Genomic DNA, 21,873 nt, shown 5'->3' on the forward strand with positions numbered 1-21,873 from the left:
CAGACACACCAGGCAGCCCTTCGCCCACCCCCTGCTTACTGCCGGATCGTCGCCTGCGCGGCAAGCTTCTCGACCAGCGCGGCCATCGCCCGCTGGTCCGCCTGCGCTTCGAGCTGCTGGCGCAGCACGTTCTTCGCCGCGTCGAACGTCGGCACGACGGTCTTCCGCTTCTGATCCAGCTTCACGAACGCGACAGCATTGCCGATCCGGATCGGGTCCGAAACGGCACCCGGCTGCAGCGACGTGATCGCCTGCGCAAGCGCCACCGGCACACCGTCCGTGTTTCCTTCCGCCACCGGCGTATGCAGATCGACCCATTCGGCGATACCGCCGTTCGGCGCCGTGTTGTACTTTTTCCCGAGCGCGTCGAACCCGATGCCCTTCTTCAGTTCCGCGGCCACTTCGTTCGCTTCTGCCGGGGTGCCGACAGCAATCACTTCCGCGCGGTACTGGAACGGTGCGGCGCTCGCGACGATCTGGTCGTAGCGCGCCTTGACCTGCGCGTCGGTCACCGGCTGCGGGCGGGCCATTTCACGCAGGTAGAGATCCGTCGCCGCCACCGTGCGAGCCTGCATCACGGCCTTGTTCACTTCGGGGCGGGCGCCGTAATCCGCCTTGTCGGCGGCCTGCTCGAACAGTTGCCGGATGATCAGGTTCTGCTTCACCTGTGCGCGCAGCGCGGGCGTGTCGGGCTGACCGGATGCCTTGACCGCGCCGTCGACGTCGCTACGCGGAATCGGCACGTCGTTCACGACAGCCTCGACGCCCGGCGGCAGCGCCGAGTCGGGTTGCGGGCCGGCGGCGTGCGCGGCAGTCATGCCGCTGGCACACGCGAGTGCGATCACGGTGGAGACGATGGAAATGCGATGCTTCTTCATGAGGACGTCCTTCATCAGGGAGTGGAGACCCCGCACGCGATGGCGGCGAGGGGGAAAGCGGCTTCGCCGCAGTGGGCAGCCGAGCGGATCGGCACCGGGATGGCCACGCATGCGCGTACGAAAGCGCACGGCGCGCCAGGGATCAGAGCCGGACGTACCGGGCCCGTGCCGGTGACAGGACTCCACCGGCACGGGCCGCTTGCATGCGACCGGCGCGGGCACCCGCCCGCGGACAGGCGTGAATGCCCTGCGCTCGCATGAGGCATGCGTTCTACCAACCTGCGACCTGAAGGGTCGAAAGCGGCCGAGCCCACCGGCCACCGCAAGGCATTCACGTGTGTCGGCCCGGCGTGCATCGCGCGATCCGTTCGAGCACTCATCCGGAAAAAGGACGCTGCCCGAAACCGGGCAGCGTGACGAACGAAGACATGCTTCGGATACGAGGTATCGGGCGCACACCATGCGGTTTCCCCGAGCAGTGCATTATCGAAGGGCGAAGGGCTGCTGCACAATCAGACGAGTCCGATTCCGGATGACTTCAGTCCTCCACCGCGCCACGGGCGTGCTCGTGCTCACGCGCCGGCTCCGTCTCGCGGTCGTGCCTGACGCCGCATCTACCTCACGGCAATCCGCGTCGCTCATTGTCAGGACTCCATGCCGGATGAAACGCTCGTCTTGGAGGCGTAGACGACACCGATCTCCATCTGACAGGTCTGACATCGATCACGCAGCGCGCATGAATCAGACCGGGCTTATTTCCCGCTGAAACGTCGTTCGGGACAATGGCGCTGCGGGGTGACCGGCTCTGCTGCTCCGGTCTTTCGACGTGAACGTTGTATCTCCGTCTTGACGCCGCCTCTCGCAGGCGGCGTCGTTCTTAACGCAGCCACCCGCGCCACCCGCACGTTCTTCCGACCGCCCCCTCGTTTAACCATCCTTGACCTCGTCGCTCCGGAGTCCGAATCCGCCTCGGACAGGTCCGAGCCTCTTTCTCGCACCGTTCGCCTGTTGGCCGATGGCCGCGCGCCGCCGTCGTTCATAGACTCGCCGTACTGCCCGAATGCAGCGGACAAGGTGCCGCGATGTCGGCGGCCGATTGAACGAAGCCGCCCGCACCACGCGTTTCAGAAATGCACCCAACGGCAACGACGAGTGAAAAGCATGAAGAACGAACCCGGACCGCGCCACGAAATCGTCGTCTGCACGATCGACGCGGCCATGAGCGTCGCGGCAATCCTGCGCCGGAACGTGCTCGCGCCGCTTGCACGGATCGCGTCGATCACGCCCGTCCCACCGCCCTCGCGTCGACGTTTCGTTGCTTCACCGTCTCGGCAACTGCACCGAAATAGTACTTGTCCGATCCCTTTTCTTCGCAGGATGACGCGTTGTCAGATGGTTCCCGGATCGCCCCCTCCATAAACTCGTCTTCCTTGCCAACCGTCACCTTTAAATATCGATGTCGGATCCGGTTCGCCCCGATACGCATGCAGTCAGTCCATGCCGCAACACCGGAATGACCGTGCACCAAGCAGAATGAGCATAGGTATGAAACGCCAGCGGGAAAAAGGTAGCGCACGTGCCATATGCGCCGTCGATATCCTCCTTATCGTCGTCATCGCGGGAATCACGCATCGAGGTTCAATGTGGAGTCTCGCTGCATTCCGAATCGAATGGGTCCTGATCGGCGTCAGCACGCTGCTCGCGGCGTTCATGCTGCGGCTCGCCGGCATCGGCCTCGACGGCCGCACGCGGCCGGCCATTCGCTACGCACTGCGCACGCTCGCCCTTTGGTTTGTCGTTCAGTGTTTCGTTTTACTGAAGATGATCGCGCTGGCGCCCGTCACGACGACGTTGCTGACGTGGTTCTTCGGCTGGACGATCGGTGTCGGGATCGCGCTCGTCGTGTTCCGGGTCGGGCTGAGCGTCGCGCGCCACCGCAGCCTGCATGTGCCGGGCACGCCGTCCCGCGTCGCGATCGTCGGCGGCGACGAATGGCTCGAACGCCTCGCCGAATCGATCGACACGGCCGGCGCGTCGCGCTACCGGTTCGTCGGCGCCTATCGCACGACCGGGCGCGCGTTCACGTTCGGCAAAGGCACTTTCGTCGCCGCCGACCTTGCATCGTTCGCCGCGCTTGCCCGCACCGAAGGCGCGGACGAGATCTGGATCGCGCTGCCGCTTGACGACGACGCCACGATCACGCGCGTGATCGACGAATTCCGCAACGATTTCGTCGAACTGCGCCTGATGCCGGACGTCAGCAAGCATGCGCTGTTCGGCAGCCACGTCGAGGACATTCTCGGTGAACCGGCGATCTCGCTGGCCGCTCCGCCGCTGTCGCGCGGCGCGCGCGTCACGAAGGCGATCTTCGACCGTGTGTTCGCGGCCGTCGTGCTGGTCGGGCTGATGCCGCTGCTGCTCGTCGTCGCCGCGGCGATCAAGGTGACGTCGCCCGGCCCCGTGCTGTTCACGCAGAAGCGGCGCGGCGCGGATGGCCAGACGTTCGACATCTACAAGTTCCGCACGATGCGCGTGCACGTCGAACAACCCGGCACGGTTGCGCAGGCCACGCGCAACGACCCGCGCGTGACGAAGGTCGGCGCATTCCTGCGGCGCACGAGCCTCGACGAGCTGCCGCAGTTCGTCAACGTGCTGTTCGGCGACATGTCGGTGGTCGGCCCGCGACCGCATGCGGTGGAGCACGACGCGCAGTACCGCACGCTCGTCGACGGCTACATCCACCGGTACCGGATCAAGCCCGGCATCACCGGCTGGGCGCAGGTCAACGGGCTGCGCGGCGCGACCGAACAACTCGAAAGCATGCAGTCCCGCGTCGAGTACGACCTGTACTACCTGCGCAACTGGTCGTTCGCGCTGGACCTACGAATCATCGGTGCGACGGTGTTGCGCGGATTCGGTCATCAGAACGCGTACTGAGCACCGCATGCACATCGTCCAGCCGCCCCACACGCCCGAATAGGCCATACCTTGAAGTTATCTCTCTTCCGATCCTTCGGCGGTCGCCGCCATCGCACGTCCGCGATCGCTCCATCGCCTGCGCGTGGCACCTTGCGCGCTTGCGTCGGTGCGCTTTGCTGCGCGGTGTTGTCGGGCTGTGCGTTCGCGCCGGGGATGAAGATGCCCGCCACGACCAGCCTGCCGGGTTCGAACGGCAACGCGCATGAACCCGCCGCGACGCTGCCGGTGCCGATCGCCGAGATCGATGCGACGCTGATCCGCCATTTGAAGGCCGACGCGCGTGCGGCCGACGCGAACCAGGCCGACGCGCTGCTCGGCCGCCCCGCCGCCTATACGCTCGGCGCCGGCGACGTGCTGCAGGTCACCGTCTGGGACCACCCGGAGCTGGCCGTCGCGCAAGGGCCGTCGCAGCAGACCAATGCACGGCCGGCCGATCCGCCGCAAGGGTTCGTGATCGACGACGCGGGCAACGTGCAGGTGCCCTATGCAGGCAACGTGCCGGTCGCCGGCCTCACCGTCGACGGCGCACGCCGGGCGATCTCGGCCGCGCTCGCGCGCTATTTCGTCGCGCCGAAGGTCACGGTGCGCGTCGCGTCGTTCCGCGCGAAGCAGATTCATGTCGACGGCGAGGTGCGCACGCCCGGCACCGTACCGCTCAACGACGTACCGATGACGCTGTACGAAGCGGTCGGCCGCGCGGGCGGCTTCATGCCGGCGGCCGATCAGAGCCGCCTCGTGCTGGTACGCGGCGGCGTGTCGTATCCGCTCGACCTGCCCGGCATGCTGGCGCGCGGCACGAATCCCGCCGGCCTGCTGCTGCGCGACGGCGATCTGTTGCGCGTGGTGCCGCGCGAGGAGAACGGCGCTTACGTGATGGGCGAGGTGACCCGGCCGATGACGGCGCTGCCGCTGCGCACGGGCCGGCTGACGCTGAGCGACGCGCTATCGCAGGCCGGCAGCTTCAATAGCGCGAGCGCCGATGCCGCGCAACTCTATGTGATCCGCGGTGCGTCGGGCGATGCGCCGCGCGTGTTCCACCTCGACGCCCGCTCGCCCGTCGCGATGGTGCTCGCCAATCAGTTCGACCTTCAGCCGAAGGATGTCGTCTACGTCGACAGCAACAGCCTCGTCCGGTTCAGCCGCGTGCTGAATCTGTTGTTGCCGGCGATCAATGCCGGTTTGACGGGCGCGATCGTCACGAAATGACCGAAAGCCGTCGATACGAATATCCCAAGAGAGAAGCCGGAGGAAAGATGATTCGCACCATTCTCGTGGTCTGCACCGGAAACATCTGCCGCAGCCCGATCGGCGAGGGGCTGCTGCGGTCGCGACTGCCAAGTATCGAGGTGATCTCGGCCGGCACGTCGGCACTCGTCGGGGCACCGGCGCATGCGCTCGCGTCGTCCGTCTCGGCCGAAGCCGGAATCGACATTTCCGCGCATCGCGCGCAGCAGCTCACCACAGCACTGGTTCGTCGCGCAGACATCGTCCTGACGATGGAAGCCAGCCAGCAGCGCGAGATCGTCACGCGCTATCCATTTTCGCTGGGGCGCGTGTTCCGCCTCGACGAACGGAACGGCATGGATGTGCCGGATCCGTACCTGAAGCCGATCGATGCGTTCAGGCATGCCTATTCCCTGATCGACCGGGGCGTGAACGCGTGGGTGCCGAAGATCCAGGCACTGAGATGAGCGTTGAATGATGAACAGGATTTCCATGAACAAGGCATCCAACCCGTCACCCGAATCAGGCCTGGGCGACGAGCCGGAACTCGTGCGGTATGTCGATCTGCTGCTGACGAATCGTTGGCTGGTGGTCGGCATCGCGGCGGTCGTGTTTGCACTCGGCACCGCCTATGCATGGCTGGCGCGCCCGATCTACGAGTCGAATCTGCTGATTCAGGTCGAAGACGGCACGGGGGCGGCCGACTCCCTGCTCGGTAGCGTGTCGTCGCTCTTCGACGCGAAGATCCAGGCGGCGGCCGAGATCGAGATCCTCCAGTCGAGGATGGTCGTCGGTCATGCCGTCAAGAACCTGCGCCTGTATATCGACGCAACGCCGAAGCGCTTCCCGTTGATCGGCAAGGCGATCGCCGCGCGCGCACACGGCCTGTCCCGTCCCGGTCTGTTCGGGTTCGGCGGATACGGCTGGGGTACCGAGTCGATCGATATCGGCACGTTCGACGTTCCGAGAGCCTTCGAGGGCGACGTATTCGAACTGACGGCACTGCCCGGTGGCCGCTTCCGGCTGGAAAACGGCGATCTCGACCAGCCGATCGAAGGCGCACTCGGGCATCTCGTCGAATCGACGCAGGCCGGCGGCACGTTCCGGATCCGTGTCGATGCACTCCACGCGCGGCCGGGCGTGGTGTTCCGGGTGGAACGCCATTCCGAACTGAAGACGCTGCAGCAACTGCAGAAACACCTGAACGTGTCGGAGATTCGCAAGCAGAGCAACGTCATCAACGTGTCGCTGAAGGGTGAAGATCCCGATACGGTGGCGAACATCCTCAATACGATCGGCACCGCGTATGTCGCCCAGAACGTCAAGCGGAAATCGGCCGAGGCGGAGAAGTCCCTCGCGTTCCTCGAGAACGTCGCGCCGCAACTGAAGCAGAACCTGGAACAGGCCGAAGCGAAATTCAACGCGATGCGGCGCAAGCGCGGCACGTTCAATCTCGGCATCGAGGCGCAGGCCTACCTGCAGGACAGCATCGCCACCCAGGCGACGCTGCTGGCGTTGCAGCAGAAGCGCGCGGAGGCGTCGACCCGGTTCACGGCCGGCCATCCCGAGATGCAGGCGCTCGATCGCCAGATCGAGGCCGCGAAGCAGAAGATCGATGGACTGTCGGCGCGCCTGCACGCGTTTCCCGATGTCGAACAGGACGAACTCCGGCTTCGACGCGACGTCGAGGTCGGCAACGAAATGTATGTCGGCGTGCTGAACAACATCCAGCAGCTGAAGCTGGTGTCGGCCGGGAAGGTCGGCAACGTTCGCGAAGTGGACAACGCCCCCGTCCCGGAAGAACCGGTCGAACCGCGCAAGGCGTTGATTCTCGCGCTGTCCGCCATTCTCGGCGTGATGCTGGGCGTCACGGCGGCGGTCGCGCGCGAAGCGCTGTTCGGCGGTGTCACGGACGCGGACGACATCGAGCGCCGCACCGGATTGAACGTCTACGGCACGATCCCCGATTCGGCGGCGCAGCGGGCTGCCGCGGCTTCGGCCGCCCGACGCGGGAGCGTCCCGTCGCTGCTCGCCGACGAGAACCCGTACGACCCCTCCATCGAGAGCCTGAAAAGCCTGCGCACGGCCCTCGGCCTGGCCCTGCTCGACGCGGACAACAACCGTGTGCTGCTGACCGGGCCGAGCCCCGGTGTCGGCAAGTCGTTCGTGTCTTCCAACCTGGCGGCCGTGATGGCCGCCGCCGGTCAGCGCGTGCTGCTGGTCGATGCGGACATGCGGCGCGGTCACCTGAACAAATCGTTCGACGTGCCGAGCGCGCCGGGGCTGTCGGACCTGCTGACGGGACGCGTCTCGCTGCATGGCGCCACGCTGCGCGGCGTATCGAAGGGGCTGGACTTCATCCCGACGGGCGCCACTTCGCAGCACGCATCGGAGTTGCTGTTGGGCGAACCGACGATCCGGCTGCTCGACGAGATGAGCGCCGCCTACGACGTCGTGATCATCGACACGCCGCCGGTACTCGCGGTGTCGGACGCCAGCATTCTGGCGCCGCACTGCGCAACGACCCTCCTCGTGACGCGCGCCAGACAAACGACGATCGGCGAGATCGCCGAATCGTCGAAACAGCTGAACAGGATTTCGTCGGGCTTGCTCGGCGTCCTCTTCAACGGCGTCGATACGCGAGCATTCGGCTATCGCTCCCGATACGGGGCTTATCGATATGCGCCGTATGGCTCGACCGACGCGAACGGCGACACGCCCGTCACGCGCGAGCGGGAGACGTCATGAAGATCGTGCACGTCGTGGAAACCTGGGTGGGCGGCATTGCCACCTATGTCGGCGCGCTGGCTCGCGAGCAGATCGCGATGGGTAATGAAGTCCTGCTGATCTGCGATCCCGACAAGATGACCGGCACGGCCGGCGTCGAAGGACTGACGCTGATCGGATACCGGTCGAGCCGGCATCCGGCGCGCATCGCCGGGGTCGCGCGCGAGATCCGGGCGTTGCTGAAGGCCATCGGCCCGGATGTGATCCATTGCCACAGCACGTTCCCCGGCGTGTACGTGCGGCTGCTCCGGCATCGCCACGCGAAGGTCCTGTACACGCCCCACGCCTGGGCGTTCCTGAAGAAGGACGTCGGCACCGTGACGCGGCTGGGCTATGCGCTGACGGAGCGCCTGCTGGCGACCCGATGCGACCGGATCGTCTGCATGTCGCTGGATGAATTGCGAGCGGCACGCAAGTACCGGCTGCCGATGTCGAAGGTCGACCTCGTCTATACGGGTATAGCCGGCGACGAGTCCGGGACCGCCCTCGATCGTCCGTCCGGCACATCGACGATACGCGTCGGCTATTTCGGCCGCCTCGACTATCAGAAAGGTTTCGACGTCGTACTCGACGCCATGCCGGCGCTGCAGCCGGACATCGAGATCAACGTGTACGGCGTGGCGGTGCGCGGCGGCGTCGCGGCGGAGCGGGCCGGCGACGACCGGATCGTCTACCACGGCTGGGTCGATGCAGCCGCGACGAAGGCCGCCATGCAGGCGATGGACGTCGTGATCGTGCCATCCCGCTGGGAAGGGCTTGCACTCGTTCCGATCGAGGCGATGCGCGCCGGCAAGGTGCTCGTCGTCTCCGGCGAAAGCTCGCTGCCCGAGCAGGTGATCCATGGCTACAACGGGATCATCCTCACCGAGCTCACCGGGCAATGCCTCGCCGACAACCTGAACCGCCTGACGGTCGACAAATGCCGGCGCATGGGTGAGAACGCCCGGCACGTATTCGACCAGACCTTCAGGCAGGAACATTTCCTGAAATCGCTGATGCGGATCTATGAACAAGCCTGACGTTTATCTGCTGCACGCATACAGCTCGCGAAACAGCGGCGACGGCCTGCTGGTCAAGTTGAGCCTGAAGGCGATCCGCGCCGCCGGCATCGATGGCGTCGTCACGATCGTCTGCCTCGATCCGGCTTCGTTCCACGGCTATCTCGACGACGCGAACGTCCGCCTCTGGTCGCTGGCCCGTTTCTGCGTCGAATCGGTGCGCGGCTTCGGCCGCGCCAGGCCGGCGCTGTTCTTCGGCGTGGGCGGCGGCTACCTGCGCGCGTCCAGTGGCATGGAAGGCTGGAAATCGCTCGTCGCGCACGGCAGCCAGCTGGCCTGCACGGCGTTGCGGCGCTCGAAGCGATCGATCTATCTGCCGCAGAGCATCGGTCCGCTGCGGTCGCTGCCGGGCACCTTGCTGGCGGCGCTGGTGCGGCGTTGCGTCGACGTCGTGTTCCTGCGCGACGGCCAGAGCGTCGACGAGCTTGCGCATCCGCACGGCATTCGCACGGGCGATCTCGTCGTGCTCGAGATCGGCCGGACGCCACGCAGCGAGCCGGATGCGGAGCGCCCAGCCGAACACGCCCGCCCGATCCGGTTCGTGTTCCGCGACCTGAAGGGCAAACCGTATCGCGATGACTATGTCGCCCGTCTGCGTTGCGTCGCGAAGCGGCTGCCGGACGCGGGATTCGCGCTGCAAAGCAGCGGCCGCGGAAACGGCGACGACACGTTCTATCGCGACACGTTCGGCATCGGGCAGGTCGACGACCTGGCGACGCTCGTCGCGCGGGAGCGTCCGGTGGTGGTCTCCGTCCGGCTGCACGGTAGCCTCGAAAGCGTGCTGGCCGGCGTGCCGAGCATTCATATCGCGTACGAACGAAAAGGCCGGGCCGCGTATGACGACCTCGGCCTGTCGCGCTACGTGGTGCACGCCAGCGACTTCGACGCGGACCGCGTCGCCGCACTGGCACGCGAGCTTGCGCGCGACGACAGCACGTACTGGCAGGCGCTGCGCACGGCAGGCGCGACTCGCTACAACGAGATGGTGGAAAGGATCCGTCATGAAATCGAGCAGTTCAATCACCTTTGTGATGGACGGTAATTTTTCGCGCGTCGGCGACGAAATCTACAGTCCGCATATGGGCCACGAGAAGTTCGCCGGCCGGTTCGCGCCGCATTTCGACGCGGTGCGGATCGTCGCCCGCGCGTTTCCGAAAGCCCGGCCGATCGGCTCCGTCGTAACCGGGCCGCGCACGTCGTTCGTCGACCTCGGCGCAGTTCGCGGCGGCCGCCGCTGGCTCGCCGGCTTGCCGCGCACGGCGGCACGCCTGTGCCGCGTCATCCGGAGCGCGCAAACACTGATGATCCGCTTTCCGGGCAATGTGGCGACACTTGCACTCCTGCTGTGCTGGATCACGAGAAAGCCGTTCTCGGCCGAAATCGTTGCCGATCCGGAGGACTACTTCAGGAAGGGTGCGTCGAACCATCCGTTGCGCAGCGTCGCGAAATGGATCCATTGCAGCTCGACCGCGCTTGCCGCACGGCGCGCGCAGAGCGTGCGATACGTGACGGAAGCCTATTTGCAGGCGAAGTATCCGGCGCGCTCGCGTGCCGATTCGTTCGGCTTCAGCGACGCCTTCCTGCCGAACGCGCTCTTCGCGGCACGCGATCCCGACGCGCTCGCGCGGCCCGGGTCATTGAGGCTGATCAACGTCTCGATGATGCATGACCGGAGCAAGGGACACGTGGCGCTGCTCGAAGCCGTGTCGCGCCTGAAGCGCAAGAACGTGGCCGTCGTCTTGACGCTCGTCGGCGACGGTGCATTGCGCGGGGAGCTGGAGGCGCTGGCACACGCGCTGGGCATCGCGAACGTCGTGAACTTCCGCGGACAGGTATCGTCGGAGACGGCCTGCGCGACGGTCGCCGAGCACGATCTGTTCGTGCTGCCGTCGCTTCAGGAAGGAATGCCGCGCGCGATGCTGGAAGCGATGGCCGTCGGCACGCCGGTGCTCGGAACCGGCGTGGGCGGAATACCGGAAGTCCTGCCTGCGAGCGACGTGATCCGGGCCGGCTCGGTCGACGCGATCGTGGCCGCGGTCGAGGCAGTCGCGCTCGACCGCGCCCAGCTCGTCGACATGAGCATCAGGCAGCAGGCGAAAGCCGCCGAATTTTCCCATTCGGCGCTGCAGGAAAAATACGACGCGTACTGCCGTTACCTGGTCGAGCGATGCGCCGCCTGAACGTCGACCTGATCCATGTCGCCGCCAGCGCCGGATTGCCGGCACTGGTGAATTTCGTCGTGGCGGCACTGGCGCTGCATCTCCTCGACCCCATGCTCGTCGGGCGCTCGTATGCGTTGCTGGCCCTGTTCTACGTCGCCATCGACGCCTTCAACTTCGGTTCCGCGCGCATCTATACGATCGATCGCATCCGGGCGCGGTTTCCGAACCTGCTTCGGCTCGACTGCCTCAGCGCATTCGGCTCGACCGTGCTGTTCTGTCTGGCTTGCGCGCTGCTGGGCCGGACCGGCTCGATCGCGCTGCCGAACTGGACCGCCGTGCTCGTGCTCGCGCCCGTGTGTTACGGGCTGTCGCACTTTGCGCTCGGTTTCTTCAGGGTGACCAGGCGCAATGGCGTCGTGCTGGTCATCTCGACGATCTCGGCGCTTTCGCGCCTGGCTGTCATCGCCGTGCTCGCCGAATACCACGGCTTGCGCGGCCATTTTCCCGATCTGCTGCTGCTGGTCGAGGCCGCGTATGGCGCGCTGCTGCTGGGTGCCTACCTGTGGGTGACGCGTCGCGGCACGACCGGTCTCGAGCCAGGCCGATATCCGGCAACCGGGGCGAGCGGGCTGCGCTGGTATCGCGACTTTATCGTGCAGGCGCGCGGCGACATGCTGAGCAGCTGGTATGCGAACGCGGTGCTGTCCGGTGCCAAGCACCTCGACGTCCTGATCGTTTCCGCCGTCGCGGGGCCAGCCGGTGCCGCGCTGTATCGCGTCGCCAAAGGCTTCAACAATCTCGCCTTCAATTTCGGACAGTCGTTTTCGCTGGCGATCGGCGGAAACGGCGAGCGTGTGTTGCGGCTGATCGGCGGTATCCGGCTCGGGCGCAAGCTCGTGGCGAGCGTGCTGGCATGCTGGGGCGTGCTGGCCGCCGCAGCGTACGCGCTGCTGGAGATCCGTCTGTTTCCGGTTCATTCGCTCGGGGGCCGGGCCAGTCAGTTTGCATTCGTGTTCGCCGTGCTGCTGGGCGCGTGCCTGGTGTTTCTCTGCAGGATTCTGTCACTGTGGCTGTATGCGCGAAGCCGGCAAGCCTTCGTGAAGATGGCGTCGTTCGAGGCCGTCCTCACGCTTGCGCTGGTCGCGGCACTCGGCTGGAAGTTCGGCGCCTATGGCGCGATTTGCGGCGTCGGCACGGCGGCGTTCATCATCCTGGCGTCGTCATGTGTCCTGCTGACGGGTCATGCCCTGCCAGCCGCGCCGCTTCCGGCGGGCGCCGAGCGGGAGCAGCCATGAAACGGCGATCCTTCATCACGACGACGGTCGCGGCCGCGCTGACCCCTGGCGGGCTGCTTCGCGCACGTACCGGCGAGACGAGCGCCGCGCCGGGCACGCGGCGGGTTTTCGCACACTACATGGTGGCCTGGCCGAGAGGCGGAAAGGCGGCCGGCCCCGAACAGTATGCACAGGAAATGCGTGATGCGATGGCGGCCGGCATCGACGGCTTCGCACTGAATTGCGGCGGGTGGGACGCTTCCGAGCCGTACTACAAGCGGCGGGTCGAGACGATCTACAACACCGCCGACCGGTTCGACGGGGCGTTCAGGTTGTTCGTGTCCGCCGACGGCAATGCACAGGACGAACTCGAGGACATCGTCCGGACCGTTCGCGGACGCCTTGCGCAGTTGACGGTGGACGGACGGCCCGTGCTGTCCGCGTACGCGCTGGGCGGGCGGCACGGCACCCGTGCACGATCGCTGATCGAGACCGCCAGACGCCTCGGTGCGTATTTTGTCCCGCATCTGTCTCCGCGCACCGGCGAACGGGAAATCGACGCGAACGTGGCGGCCGAGATCGTCCGGCAAATCCGCTCCGCGGACGGCTATTTCTATTTCGGTGCGGCGGGCGCACCGTCATTGCTGGCCCGCTCCACGCGCGCACTGGCCCCGGCCCTGCACAGCGCCGGCAAGGTCTTCATGGCCCCGGTGACGCCGTACTACCGGGGTTTGCCGCAAGGCACGAACTACCGCGCGTTCGAGACGCTCGGGTTTGCCGGCATGGCGGAGGAATGGCGCGCGGCGATCGAGTCCCGCGCGACCTGGGTGCAGATCGTGACCTGGAACGACTGGGCTGAATCGACGTATGTCGCGCCGACCGGGGCAGCCCGGCAGGCCTGCGTGTATGACGCGCGCTTCGGCCCGATCCTGAGCCACGAAGGCTATCTGCGCGCGTCGCGTCATTACATCCGCTGGTTCAAGACGGGCATCGAACCGCCGATCGTGCGCGACGAGCTGTTCTTTTTCTATCGTCCGCGTCCGGCCGGGCAAGGCGACGCTGCCGCCCATGGTCCGTCGGCGTCGACATACGGGTCGCCGCGCACGCCGCAAGGGCCGCTCGTCGATCGCATATTCGTGTGTGTATTCCTGACCGGCCCCGCTGTGCTGACAATCGGCCAGAACGCGCGCGCGGACCGCCGGCCGCTACCGGCCGGAATTTCGTTTGTCGATGTCCCGAGCACGCCCGGGCGGCCGACGTTCTCGATCGTTCGCAACGAGCAGGTCGTGCTCGAGTATGCGGGCGAGCTGGTGGTGGCAGAGCCCGGCGGCGGCAGCCAGTACGGCTACTACAGCGGTTGGGCGCCCCAGGGACAGTCCCGATGAATCCCTTGCGTTCGAACATCGAGATGCGCCCCAAAGGCCATCACCGGCACATGATGCGGACGACGTTCGCCGTCGGCGCGCTTGCCGCGATCGTCGTGGCCCTGCTGTTGACCGGGCGCATGCATGGCGTGCTGCTGCTACTGAACGGCACGCTGTTGCTGGCGATCGCCGGCATTCGGCCGAGAACCCCGACCGTACGCTGGTTCCGGATCTTTCTGTTCTTCATTCTCGGCGTATTCCCGCTGTGGCAACTGCTGGCGGGAGACGAGATCTATCTGCGACTGTTGCCGCAAGACGATCCGGCCGTCGCGCTCTGGTATTTCCTGAGCCTCGCCGGCGTGCTGGTCGTCAAGCTGACGCTCGACGTCAACGCGCGCCGCCTCGGCAACCCCGTATTTCGGTTCGAACCGGGCGTGCGGGTCAGCGGCCTCGCCAGTCTGTTCGCGTGTCTGTCCCTCGGTGCGCTCGCTTTCATCTACGTCAAGCTGGGCGGTTACGCACGAATCGCCGAGCTGTATGACATGCGGGTCGAGCAAACGGGCACCGACAACGATCCGTTTCGCGGCTTGGGGGTCATTCAGGCGCTGGCCAACACCTCGCCGCTGTGGATATTCGTTTGCCTCACGATGCGACGCCGCCGCAGCGTCGTGCTGACCGTGGTGGCCTTCGTTCAGCTCGGCGTGCTGGGCTGGCTCTCTTCCGGCATCGCCGGGAGTCGTCAGGGTGTCGTCTTCGTGCTGGTGTTCGCACTGTTCATTTATCACGGCTTCGTCGCTCGAATCGGTCCGCGTACGATCAAGATCGCCGGTACCGGCGTGGCGCTGACCGGCCTGCTGCTGATGCCGTTGAAATTCGGCCTCGGCTACAACGACATTGCGAATCTGTCGCAGCGGTTTGCCGAGCAGCGCGATCTCGAGTTGAGCATGGGACCGGTCAGCGTGTTCCTGTTTCGTGACCTGTCGCGCTTCGACGTGCAGGCACTGGCGATCGATACGGTCGCGCAACCGGCCTATGCCTACCCGATGGGGCGAAGCTTCGCCGGTGCGCTCGCGTCGATCGTCCCAAGTGCGCTGTGGAGCAACCGGCCCGACACGTTCGCGCTGGAAAAATCCCGGATCGTTCGCGATCTCGAACGCACCGCGCTCGACAAGACGACCCTGTTGTTCGGCATGCCCGGGGAGTTCCTGGTGAACTTCGGTATCGCGGGATTCGTCTTGTCGTTTGCGATTCCCGCCATTCTGCTTGTCGTGCAGAACAACACCGGAATCCGCGCTCGCAGATGGCTGCCCCTGCGGGCCGTGATGTGGCCGCTGCCGTTCCTGTTCTTTCTGTTCGATTCGAACGTGATCGTGTACTACACGGTGCGATGGGTCCTGCTGTTCGGCCTGCCGATGGCGTTCGTGCTCCGGCAACCGCGACGATCGCGCGGCGACGCGAATGATTCATGCACGCATGGCGTGCGGGTTCGCGGTTAGTCTCCCCCGAACCGGCGTCCGGCCTCGCTGAACCGCCCACTCCGCCGGGTATTGCCGGCGGCACCGACGGCGTCGGACATCCGGGAGAACGGCCGGCGATGAAGCCATAGCACTTACATAGCGCTTATCGACTCGCTCGCGCCGCCGATCCGAGGACGATCCTGCGTCGCGGCACGTCTCCCGACCTCAAGGCCGCGAAAACACCATCACCCGCCCCGACACCCGCTGCAGCTTCAGCCACCCGGTATCGGCCGTAAACCGAAGCTGCTGCAACGGAAAATCGAATCCCGCCTTCTGCGCGGCGCTGACCACCGCGTCGGCGATCCAGCGGATCAGTTCCTTGCCCTCGTCGGTGGTCTGGTGACCGTTCTGGACGCCATAGAAATAGCGGTTGCCGGCGTTGACCTCGTTCTGCAGCTGCATCCAGTGTCCCGGCAGGCCCGGCAGCGTTCTGAACAGATCGGCCACGCGCTGCGTCGTCAGGCCGCGCGCCCACAGTGCGCCGTTCACCGCGGGCCGCGCCAGATTGTGGCGATCTGCATCCTGCGCCTGTCCCTTGATATCACCTTTCAGAATATCGGGTTTCGTCATCGCACTGTCCTCGGGAGAGCCCGGCATGGGGCCGGTTGAATGAAAAAAGCCGCCGAACGTCGGGCAGCGCGCGCTGCTTGCACGATACTGAAAATCTCGAAATTGAGCGCCTGTCAGGTATATCAGGCCGCGCCCGGCAACATCGCACGCAAGAATCAGCCTCGTCCGATAGGCGCCGCGCCAACCGGTCGATATGCTTCCCGGGTGCGGTGCCGGTGAAGTGCCCTGTTCAAGTTCGGAGTGAGCCGGTCATCATGCTTCGCCGGCGCCGCACCCCTCCCTTGCGATCCGGCTTCGGCGTGGGCGTTCGGTGGTGGCCGGTGGGCGCGGCCACGACAGAGAAAGACGATGTTGAAACAGCACGCTGCCATATGCGAACGCCGAGCGCCTGCTCCGAAGCTGGATCCTCCCCGCCATTCCCGCCTGCGTGACCACCCATTATTCAAGAAATCGCGACGCGCCTCGATATAATTTCTCGAATATATCGATTAACAGGCACTCGAATTATCGCCATTAAATCGGACTGTTTCAGTTTTCGATTTTCTGAACAATTCCCATTCCAGGCCGAATATTTTTTCATTTATTTTTCGCCATGCTGGCCGAGCCGTGTTTAAAACAGCAAACGTTTGCGCGACACGGTGAAGCGCCCTATCCATCGATCTCCAGGAGGAAAGCATGGCCGACTCTCAAACGTCCTCGAATCGCGCCGGCGAGTTTTCGATCCCGCCGAACACCGACTTCCGCGCGATTTTCTTCGCGAATGCCGCCGAGCAGCAGCATATCAAGCTGTTTATCGGCGACAGCAAGGAACCCGCCGCTTATCACAAGCTGACCACGCGCGACGGCCCGCGCGAAGCGACGCTGAATTCGGGTAACGGCAAGCTCCGCTTCGAAGTGACGGTGAACGGCAAGACGTCGGCCACCGACGCGCGCCTCGCGCCGGTCAACGGCAAGAAATCGGACGGCTCGCCGTTCACGGTCAACTTCGGGATCGTCGTGTCGGAAGACGGTCACGACAGCGACTTCAACGACGGCATCGTCGTGCTGCAGTGGCCGATCGGCTGACCTGACGCACGATCGACGACCGGCCGACGCCGGCCGGCCCAAAGGCGGCAGGCCGGCCGGCGGTTCGCTCCCGTCGAGTGGTACCTCACGCACCATCGCATTCTAAAACCGCGTTACCACCGGAGACTTCCATGCCCCTCCTTTCGGCCTCGATCAACAGCGCGCCCGTTGTCACGTCCGAGACGTACGTCGACATCCCGGGCCTGCATATCGACATAGCCAAGGCAGAGATTCGCGACGGAAAACTGCAGGTCATCCTCAACGTGCCGACGCCGTACGCGACCGGCAACAACTTCCCCGGCATCTATTTCGCGATCGCGACCGACAAGGGCGTCGTCGCGGACGGCTGCTTCACCTATTCGTCGAAGGTGCCCGAAGCCACCGGCCGCATGCCGTTCACGCTCGTCGCGACGATCGACGTCGGCAGCGGCGTCACGTTCGTGAAAGGCCAGTGGAAAAGCGTGCGCGGCAGCGCGATGCATATCGACTCGTACGCAAGCATTTCCGCGATCGGTGAAACGGCCGCGCAATCGTCGTCGCAAGGCGGCGGAACCGGCGAAACCGGTGCGGGCGGCAACACCGGCAGCGGCAACGTCGGCGGCGCCGGCGAACGCGACGGCACGTTCAACCTGCCGCCGAACATCAAGTTCGGCGTCACCGCGCTCACCAACGCGGCGAACGACCAGACGATCGACATCTACATCGACGACAGCCCGAAACCGGCCGCGACGTTCAAGGGCGCCGGCGTGCAGGACCAGAACCTCGGCACGAAGGTGCTCGACTCCGGCAAGGGGCGCGTGCGCGTGATCGTGACGGCGAACGGCAAACCATCGCGGCTCGGCTCGCGGCAGGTCGATCTCTACAAGAAGTCGTACTTCGGGATCGTCGGCTCGGAAGACGGCACCGACGACGACTACAACGACGGCGTCGTGTTCCTGAACTGGCCGCTGGGCTGAACCCGGCGATGCGCGGCGCGGCCTGGCGTGCGCGCCGCTGTCGAACCCGCAATGGCGACGGGGCCAACCACGCATTGCGAATCGATTCATCCGAGCAGTCATTTGCAGTCCCACGCTGTGCTCCGCGCGCGACAACGGCGAGATCCACTCACCGGTCGCGCGACGCGAGACCTTTCATCGAGACGAGGACGACATGTCACAACCGTTTACCCATGACGATCTGTACGCACTGCTGCAACTCGCCGGCAACGATGCAACCGCCGTACAGGCGAACGGCGACCAGGCGGTGCTCGACCGGATGCGCCAGTTCATGACCGCGCAGCTCGTGGAAAAGCTGCCGCAGTACGATGTGTTCGTCGACATCGCGACCATCCCGTACAGCTTCGACGTCGGCAGCTGGCAGAACAAGGTGAAGGCCGATGCGGCGGGGCAGGTGGTCGCCTGCACGGTGACGTGGGCCGGCGCGCCCGGCGTGCTGCCCGGGGCCGCGGCGAAGTTCGGCGTCGGTGCGGTGGTCAACTACTTCTCGAAAGCGACGCCGCAACCGCAGCCCGCGCAGCCGGATACCACGACGACCGGCGGCGAACGCGACGGCATCTTCAACCTGCCGCCGAACATCGCATTCGGCGTGACGGCGCTGGTCAATTCGTCCGCGCAGCAGACGATCGAAGTCTACGTCGACGACAACGCGAAGCCGGCCGCGACGTTCCAGGGCGCCGGTACGCAGGACGCGAACCTGAACACGCAGATCGTGAACTCGGGCAAAGGGAAGGTGCGCGTGGTCGTGACGGCGAACGGCAAGCCGTCGAAGATCGGTTCGCGTCAGGTCGACATTTTCAAGAAGACCTATTTCGGGCTCGTCGGGTCGGAGGACGGAACGGATGACGATTACAACGACGGCATCGCGATCCTGAACTGGCCGCTGGGCTGATTGCGTCACGCAGCCTGACACGGTTACGCCGAATCGCCGCACCTGTCGATGTCGCGATTCGGCGTCGGGCCAGCTTTCCCGCATGCGGCCGCATGCGAGGCAATCCCTTCTCGCTGACGCAAATTCAGCCGGGGCCGATATGCGCGAGCCGCGACTACGATCGTCGTGCGAGGTGCCGGTCGTGGTTGACAGGAAGCCAAAGGTTCGTTTCGGACATCGAGTGCCGTGCACCATCGCGTCGCCGGTTCAGGCGTGATCGTTCGACGGTGGTCGGTGGGTGCCGCCACCTTTCCTGCATCCACGAGGGCTCCGCACGAGCTCCGCGTGCATCGCGTGCCGATGTCGTCAAACGCTGCCTTATGCGAACATCGAGCGTCCACACCTGAGCCGTCGCCGCCGTCGACACCTGCCGTCCGCATTCTTCGCCGATCTGCGTGGCATGATCGCCCTGAGCGGTCTGCACCGATCGGTCGAGGCGGCTGACGTCCGCTTGATGATCAGCCGTCGTGCGGTGCGCCGGACTGCGACATCGCGAGAGATCGCGTCCCCGTGGCCGCGGCCAACTGCGCGCGCGCGGCATGGGCCACGCGGTTGAACGCCACACGCTGCTCGCCCGTCAGTTTCGCCGCCTTGGCCGCCTGCACCAGTTCGATCGGATCGACGAGGCGGGCATGGCGCCGCACCTCGAAGTGCAGATGCGGACCGGTCGCGGTCCCGGTGCTGCCGACGGCACCGACACGCTGGCCACGCACGACCCGCGCGCCGGTTCGCAGCGCCGGCTCGAATGCCGACAGGTGTGCGTAATATGACGCATAGCCCCCGTCATGACGGATCACCACGTACTTGCCGTAACCGCCCGGTTCGGTGCCGATGAACGACACGACCCCGCGCTCCGACGCATGAACCGCACGGCCCGTCGGCGCGGCGAGATCCACGCCGGAATGTACATGACGCGCGCCGGTTACCGGATGCACGCGCGCGCCGAATCGCGAGCTGATCCGCGTTGTGTTGACTGGCATCGCGAACCGCGCGCCGGCGAGGGGCACGCCGTCGAGATCGTAGTAGGCGCCCGACGATCCCGCGTCCGCGGCGAACCACACCGCCGCGACGCGCTGGCCGCGAAAGCGGATATCGAGCGCCGTCACGCGCACGCCGCCCGGCAGGGTTGCGCTGTCGTCCGGTTCGAACGCCACGCGGAAAGTGTCGCCGAGCGCGCCATGCTGCGTCACATCGAGCCGCCCGGCCGTCATGCGCGTGACCTGCGCAGCGACGCCGGCCGGCAGATCGGCACGCGCGAGCGACGCGCGCAGGCTGCCGGTGATCGCGCCGACACGCGTGCCGCTCTCCTGCTCCACAAGCACGAACGGCTCGGCAGACGCCAGATCGGCATGACGCGGCTCGAATGCAGGCCGCATGCCGATTGCCGGAAGCGGCGATGCGAAACCGTAGTCGAAGCGGGCCGCGTAATCGCGCTCGATCGCATCGCGTGCCGCGTCGCAGAGGACGACGTACGGCGCACATGCGCCTGCGCGCACGACGAACATGCCGGAATAGGCGTCCGCACGCACACGGGCCGCCGGCGAAGCCGGCGCGATGCCCGGCACCACCGTCGATGCCAGCAGGCCGCCCCAGATGGTCCGGGCGGAACTGAAGAAGGGCACGTCGACAAGGTCGGCTGCTTGCGCCGTCACGGGCGCGAACGGCGTGGCATCGGAAGACGCCCACGCCACCGCACCCTGCATGCCGGCAAGCCACGCCGCAACAACGACACCGCGCACCAGCGCGCGGCGAAGCGGAAAGCGGATGGCGCCGCATTGCGCGGATCGACCTTGTTCGCGTGCGAGACGTAAACACAGGTCGAACCGCATCGCGTCGTCACTCGCTATCAATGAAAAACGGGAAAAGAACCGGTTGCCGCGGACGAACGATCATCGCGATCCGGTAGCCTGGAAGCGAGTGTATCGGCATGGCAAACATGGCTGAATAGGACCAGTCCTATTTGTTCTTAGACACTCTTAGTACATGAACTAAAGCGCGATTTCATGGCGAAGATGCGTGAGATCCGACCCCGTGCATGCGCGCGAACCGCCGAACGCCGTGTACAGTCGAGGGCTGCCGGCGCGCATGCGCAAGCCTGCCCGACAACGGCGGACGATGCCGCCTGTCGCGCCTTCTGTCTTCAAACCGGAATCCCGTCATGTTTCTCGATCATCTTCATCCGGAACGCTGGACGTTCCTGTGGAACGCGTTGTCCACGCTTTCACTCAGGCTCTGCGCCGGCCTCGCCCTGCTCGTCGCCGGCTGGTGGCTGTCCAAACGCATCGGCAGCTGGCTGAGCCGCCTGCTCGCGAACAAGGAGCGCGTCGACGACACGCTGCGGCCGATCCTCTGCGACGTCGCCGTATGGGGCATCCGCATCGTCGCGATCGTCGGCGCGCTGTCGCAGCTCGGCATCGAAACCGCGAGCATCGTCGCGGTGCTCGGCGCGGCCGGCCTCGCGATCGGGCTCGCGCTGCAGGGCACGATGCAGAACATCGCGGCCGGCATCATGCTGTTGCTGCTGCGGCCGTTCAAGGTGGGCGACTATATCGACGGCGGCACGGGCGTCGCGGGGACGGTGGACGAGGTCGGGCTCTTCATGACGCGGCTGACGAAGCCGGACGGCATCTGCGAATACGTGCCGAATAGCGCGCTGTGGGGCAGCTCGATCCGCAACTACACGCGCAATCCGACGCGCCGCCTCGATCTCGAAGTGGAAGTGTCCGTGCACGACGACATCGATCGCGCGCTCGACGCGCTGCGCGCGCTGGCCGAAGCCGACCCCGACGTGCTGAAGGATCCCGCGCCGGACGTGATGGTGATGCGCTTCGACGACAGCACGGCGATCGCGAACATGCGCGTGTGGACGCACACCGACACGTTCTGGGCGATGCGCTGGCGCCTCGCGCGCCAGGTGCGCAAGACGCTCGACGACGCGGACTGCGCGCTGCCGATCCGCACGCGCGAGCTGCACATCGTGCACGATGCCGGACAGCCGCGACAGGCCGAACCTCGTCGCGTACAGGCGTCGTAAACCTTCGGGGCGCACAACCACGCATGCCGCGCGGC

18 protein-coding genes are annotated in these 21,873 nt (G+C 65.8%); 14 read left to right on the forward strand and 4 right to left on the reverse strand.

Annotation, left to right across the window (positions count from 1 at the left end; translation table 11 throughout):
• Positions 1–35: 35 nt before the first annotated feature.
• Entirely contained in the window at positions 36–878 is an 843-nt protein-coding gene (locus DIE22_RS25515; protein ID WP_124499999.1) for a peptidyl-prolyl cis-trans isomerase, read from the reverse strand.
• A gap of 1,124 nt (positions 879–2,002) precedes the next feature.
• Entirely contained in the window at positions 2,003–2,161 is a 159-nt protein-coding gene (locus DIE22_RS38310; protein ID WP_185640682.1) for a hypothetical protein, read from the reverse strand.
• Between the two features lie 250 nt (positions 2,162–2,411).
• Between DIE22_RS38310 and DIE22_RS25520 the strand changes: the two genes are divergently transcribed.
• The 10 genes from DIE22_RS25520 to DIE22_RS25565 all read left to right on the forward strand — a co-directional run bounded on the left by DIE22_RS25520 (position 2,412) and on the right by DIE22_RS25565 (position 15,222).
• Positions 2,412–3,815 (forward strand): undecaprenyl-phosphate glucose phosphotransferase, encoded by a 1,404-nt coding sequence (locus DIE22_RS25520; protein ID WP_124500000.1) that lies wholly within the window; start codon positions 2,412–2,414, stop codon positions 3,813–3,815.
• Between the two features lie 195 nt (positions 3,816–4,010).
• Positions 4,011–5,063, forward strand: coding sequence for a polysaccharide biosynthesis/export family protein (locus DIE22_RS25525; protein WP_124500001.1), 1,053 nt, complete (start codon positions 4,011–4,013; stop codon positions 5,061–5,063).
• A gap of 47 nt (positions 5,064–5,110) precedes the next feature.
• On the forward strand, positions 5,111–5,548 hold the full coding sequence (locus DIE22_RS25530; protein WP_124606369.1) for a low molecular weight protein-tyrosine-phosphatase: 438 nt from the start codon (positions 5,111–5,113) through the stop codon (positions 5,546–5,548).
• Positions 5,549–5,573: 25 nt separating this feature from the next.
• A complete protein-coding gene (locus DIE22_RS25535) occupies positions 5,574–7,829 on the forward strand; it encodes a polysaccharide biosynthesis tyrosine autokinase (RefSeq protein ID WP_260426763.1) in 2,256 nt (751 codons plus the stop codon).
• Complete coding sequence (locus DIE22_RS25540) at positions 7,826–8,887, forward strand: glycosyltransferase family 4 protein (RefSeq protein ID WP_124500003.1); 1,062 nt, start codon at positions 7,826–7,828, stop codon at positions 8,885–8,887. The genes DIE22_RS25535 and DIE22_RS25540 overlap by 4 nt, the downstream gene beginning before the upstream one ends.
• Positions 8,874–9,968, forward strand: coding sequence for a polysaccharide pyruvyl transferase family protein (locus tag DIE22_RS25545; protein ID WP_124500004.1), 1,095 nt, complete (start codon positions 8,874–8,876; stop codon positions 9,966–9,968). Before DIE22_RS25540 ends, DIE22_RS25545 begins: the two co-directional genes overlap by 14 nt.
• On the forward strand, positions 9,928–11,106 hold the full coding sequence (locus tag DIE22_RS25550) for a glycosyltransferase (protein WP_260426764.1): 1,179 nt from the start codon (positions 9,928–9,930) through the stop codon (positions 11,104–11,106). The genes DIE22_RS25545 and DIE22_RS25550 overlap by 41 nt, the downstream gene beginning before the upstream one ends.
• Positions 11,094–12,383 (forward strand): hypothetical protein, encoded by a 1,290-nt coding sequence (locus DIE22_RS25555; RefSeq protein WP_124500005.1) that lies wholly within the window; start codon positions 11,094–11,096, stop codon positions 12,381–12,383. Before DIE22_RS25550 ends, DIE22_RS25555 begins: the two co-directional genes overlap by 13 nt.
• Positions 12,380–13,747 carry a glycoside hydrolase family 71 protein gene (locus tag DIE22_RS25560; protein ID WP_124500026.1) on the forward strand — a complete coding sequence of 456 codons (1,368 nt, stop codon included), beginning with the start codon at positions 12,380–12,382 and terminating at the stop codon, positions 13,745–13,747. Before DIE22_RS25555 ends, DIE22_RS25560 begins: the two co-directional genes overlap by 4 nt.
• On the forward strand, positions 13,744–15,222 hold the full coding sequence (locus DIE22_RS25565) for a hypothetical protein (protein WP_124606371.1): 1,479 nt from the start codon (positions 13,744–13,746) through the stop codon (positions 15,220–15,222). The genes DIE22_RS25560 and DIE22_RS25565 overlap by 4 nt, the downstream gene beginning before the upstream one ends.
• A 186-nt stretch (positions 15,223–15,408) precedes the next feature.
• Here the strand turns inward: DIE22_RS25565 and DIE22_RS25570 are convergent, their stop codons facing one another.
• On the reverse strand, positions 15,409–15,813 hold the full coding sequence (locus tag DIE22_RS25570) for a peptide ABC transporter ATPase (protein WP_124500006.1): 405 nt from the start codon (positions 15,811–15,813) through the stop codon (positions 15,409–15,411).
• 675 nt (positions 15,814–16,488) lie between these two features.
• Between DIE22_RS25570 and DIE22_RS25575 the strand changes: the two genes are divergently transcribed.
• The 3 genes from DIE22_RS25575 (at position 16,489) to DIE22_RS25585 (ending at position 18,765) form a co-directional block, all read left to right on the forward strand.
• Positions 16,489–16,878: a fucose-binding lectin II gene (locus DIE22_RS25575; protein WP_124606360.1), complete on the forward strand. Its 390-nt coding sequence runs from the start codon at positions 16,489–16,491 to the stop codon at positions 16,876–16,878.
• Between the two features lie 131 nt (positions 16,879–17,009).
• Complete coding sequence (locus DIE22_RS25580; RefSeq protein ID WP_124606361.1) at positions 17,010–17,834, forward strand: fucose-binding lectin II; 825 nt, start codon at positions 17,010–17,012, stop codon at positions 17,832–17,834.
• Between the two features lie 193 nt (positions 17,835–18,027).
• Positions 18,028–18,765, forward strand: a complete 738-nt coding sequence (locus tag DIE22_RS25585) for a fucose-binding lectin II (protein ID WP_124606362.1) — start codon at positions 18,028–18,030, stop codon at positions 18,763–18,765.
• A gap of 497 nt (positions 18,766–19,262) precedes the next feature.
• On the opposite strand, the gene DIE22_RS25590 is transcribed toward DIE22_RS25585, so the two are convergent.
• The gene (locus DIE22_RS25590; protein WP_124500010.1) at positions 19,263–20,633 is read right to left on the reverse strand and encodes a M23 family metallopeptidase; all 1,371 of its coding nucleotides are present in this window, start codon (positions 20,631–20,633) and stop codon (positions 19,263–19,265) included.
• Positions 20,634–20,962: 329 nt separating this feature from the next.
• On the opposite strand from DIE22_RS25590, the gene DIE22_RS25595 reads away from it, so the two are divergent.
• Positions 20,963–21,838, forward strand: a complete 876-nt coding sequence (locus DIE22_RS25595; protein WP_124500011.1) for a mechanosensitive ion channel family protein — start codon at positions 20,963–20,965, stop codon at positions 21,836–21,838.
• Positions 21,839–21,873 lie beyond the last annotated feature (35 nt).

It is taken from the genome of Burkholderia sp. Bp9142 (genome assembly GCF_003853415.1).
Classification (GTDB): Bacteria; Pseudomonadota; Gammaproteobacteria; order Burkholderiales; family Burkholderiaceae; genus Burkholderia.

What these genes read in the sequence shown, in the direction of transcription:
- DIE22_RS25515 (WP_124499999.1), bottom strand. Translation starts at nt 878, where the DNA reads ATGAAGAAGCATCGCATTTCCATCGTCTCCACCGTGATCGCACTCGCG.
- DIE22_RS25520 (WP_124500000.1), top strand. Translation starts at nt 2,412, where the DNA reads ATGAGCATAGGTATGAAACGCCAGCGGGAAAAAGGTAGCGCACGTGCC.
- DIE22_RS25525 (WP_124500001.1), top strand. Translation starts at nt 4,011, where the DNA reads ATGAAGATGCCCGCCACGACCAGCCTGCCGGGTTCGAACGGCAACGCG.
- DIE22_RS25530 (WP_124606369.1), top strand. Translation starts at nt 5,111, where the DNA reads ATGATTCGCACCATTCTCGTGGTCTGCACCGGAAACATCTGCCGCAGC.
- DIE22_RS25535 (WP_260426763.1), top strand. Translation starts at nt 5,574, where the DNA reads ATGAACAAGGCATCCAACCCGTCACCCGAATCAGGCCTGGGCGACGAG.
- DIE22_RS25540 (WP_124500003.1), top strand. Translation starts at nt 7,826, where the DNA reads ATGAAGATCGTGCACGTCGTGGAAACCTGGGTGGGCGGCATTGCCACC.
- DIE22_RS25545 (WP_124500004.1), top strand. Translation starts at nt 8,874, where the DNA reads ATGAACAAGCCTGACGTTTATCTGCTGCACGCATACAGCTCGCGAAAC.
- DIE22_RS25550 (WP_260426764.1), top strand. Translation starts at nt 9,928, where the DNA reads ATGAAATCGAGCAGTTCAATCACCTTTGTGATGGACGGTAATTTTTCG.
- DIE22_RS25555 (WP_124500005.1), top strand. Translation starts at nt 11,094, where the DNA reads ATGCGCCGCCTGAACGTCGACCTGATCCATGTCGCCGCCAGCGCCGGA.
- DIE22_RS25560 (WP_124500026.1), top strand. Translation starts at nt 12,380, where the DNA reads ATGAAACGGCGATCCTTCATCACGACGACGGTCGCGGCCGCGCTGACC.
- DIE22_RS25565 (WP_124606371.1), top strand. Translation starts at nt 13,744, where the DNA reads ATGAATCCCTTGCGTTCGAACATCGAGATGCGCCCCAAAGGCCATCAC.
- DIE22_RS25570 (WP_124500006.1), bottom strand. Translation starts at nt 15,813, where the DNA reads ATGACGAAACCCGATATTCTGAAAGGTGATATCAAGGGACAGGCGCAG.
- DIE22_RS25575 (WP_124606360.1), top strand. Translation starts at nt 16,489, where the DNA reads ATGGCCGACTCTCAAACGTCCTCGAATCGCGCCGGCGAGTTTTCGATC.
- DIE22_RS25580 (WP_124606361.1), top strand. Translation starts at nt 17,010, where the DNA reads ATGCCCCTCCTTTCGGCCTCGATCAACAGCGCGCCCGTTGTCACGTCC.
- DIE22_RS25585 (WP_124606362.1), top strand. Translation starts at nt 18,028, where the DNA reads ATGTCACAACCGTTTACCCATGACGATCTGTACGCACTGCTGCAACTC.
- DIE22_RS25590 (WP_124500010.1), bottom strand. Translation starts at nt 20,633, where the DNA reads ATGCGGTTCGACCTGTGTTTACGTCTCGCACGCGAACAAGGTCGATCC.
- DIE22_RS25595 (WP_124500011.1), top strand. Translation starts at nt 20,963, where the DNA reads ATGTTTCTCGATCATCTTCATCCGGAACGCTGGACGTTCCTGTGGAAC.